This window comes from Rhodococcus sp. P3_B8 (assembly GCF_056402775.1).
Genome location: NZ_JBFUGT010000598.1, coordinates 1 through 1,659, shown reverse-complemented (window position 1 = coordinate 1,659; position 1,659 = coordinate 1). Strand labels below are relative to the sequence as shown.

2 protein-coding genes are annotated in these 1,659 nt (G+C 62.9%); one reads left to right on the top strand and one right to left on the bottom strand.

The window, feature by feature from the left end:
• The first annotated feature begins 110 nt into the window (after nt 1-110).
• Entirely contained in the window at nt 111-1,445 is a 1,335-nt protein-coding gene (locus AC1D1G_RS44940) for a DUF1254 domain-containing protein (RefSeq protein ID WP_477956909.1), read from the top strand.
• Between the two features lie 73 nt (nt 1,446-1,518).
• Here AC1D1G_RS44940 and AC1D1G_RS44935 read toward each other — a convergent pair.
• On the bottom strand, nt 1,519-1,659 hold a 141-nt coding region (locus AC1D1G_RS44935), incomplete at its 5' end, for a YceI family protein (protein WP_477956910.1).

Genomic DNA, 1,659 nt, shown 5'->3' with positions numbered 1-1,659 from the left:
GGTCAGATCACCGCAGTGTTGTCAATCGTAGGGCTCGCCCACAGTCGGGGCCGGTATGGAGACCCGACGCGTATCCGAGACGAAGAACAGGGACGAAGAATAGGATTGCCGTGACGAACCAGACGTTGTCCGATCTGGCATCTCATGCCTACATCTACGGATTTCCCCTCGTCTTCAACGTGGACCAGGTCCACCGGTATGTCCACGAGGGAGTCGGAGCGAATCCCGCAGCAGGGTTCAACACTTTCAGCCACGCGCGAGCATTGGCCGGCCCGGCAGACACGTTCGTGACCATCAACAACGACACCGTGTACTCGATGGCCCAGATAGATCTGTCCGTGGGACCTGTCGCCCTGCACGTTCCGGACACTGCCGGCCGGTACTACGTGCTGCAGTTCGTCGACGCCTGGACCAACAACTTCGCGTACGTGGGCCACCGCGCCACCGGCACTGCCGCCGCCGATTTCCTGTTGGTGCCGCCGGGCTGGAACGCCGGCGATCCGGGCGACGTCACCGTCATCACGTTCCCTACGACGATTGCCTCGATCGTCGGCAGGTGGGGATGCTCCGGCGACGACGACCTTCCGGCTGTTCATGCATTGCAGGATTCGACCACTCTGACCGTGCTCCACCCCGGCACCCGACCCGCGGGTCTCCCGTCGCCGGATCCGACGGTCGGCACCGACCTCCTGTTCTTCGAGAAGCTACGGCTGTGGTCACAGGCCTTCCCGCCGGCTACACGCGATCGCGCATTGCAGGACTCGTTCGCACCGCTCGGAATCGACCGATCCGGCCCCACTCCCTACTCGTCACCGGACGACGAGACGGCGGCAGCTCTGCGCGCAGGCTTGGCTGCCGGTCGTCAAAACCTGGACACGGCACTGACAAAGGGGTCGAGTCCCGAAGTCAACGGCTGGAAGCTGACGTTCCACGCCTTCGACTACAACCTCGACTTCTTCGAAGTCGGGGCGCTCGACGACGCACGATTCAAGATCGAGGACCCGACCTTGCGGATCATCGAGCGGGCTGCCGCAGCCAAGGGAGGGCTCTGGGGGAATCACCCCTACGAGGCGGCATACATCATGACCTACCTCGATGATCGGGGCCGGCAGCTCACCGGTTCGAATACGTACACACTCCGGCTCGACCCGACTCCGCCCGTTGACGCATTCTGGTCGCTGACCATGTACTCGGTGCCGGACTTCTTCCTGGTGAGCAACCCGATCAACCGCTATTCGATCGGTGATCGCACTCCCGGGATCGTGCGCGACGAGGACGGGTCGTTGACCATCACCATCAGCCACACCAAACCCGCGAGTGATGCCGCAACCGCGAACTGGTTGCCCTCTCCCGCAGGAGATTTCCGGCCCGTACTCAGAATGTACGAGCCCGCACCATCAGTGCTGGATCAGACGTACGTCGTCCCACCGATCACCAGAATCTGAGACTGCGAGCGAACGACAGTCCCAGGTCGTAACGGGCACTCGTTTCAGTACCACTGATATCGACGCCCATGGGTCAGGCCTGCAGGCCGGCCTCGATCTCGAGGGTGATGGTGATCTTGTCGCCGACGACGGCTCCGCCGCCTTCGAGGGGCATGTCGATGGTGATGCCGAAGTCCTTGCGGTTGAGGACGGTGGTGGCTTCGAAGCCGGCGAC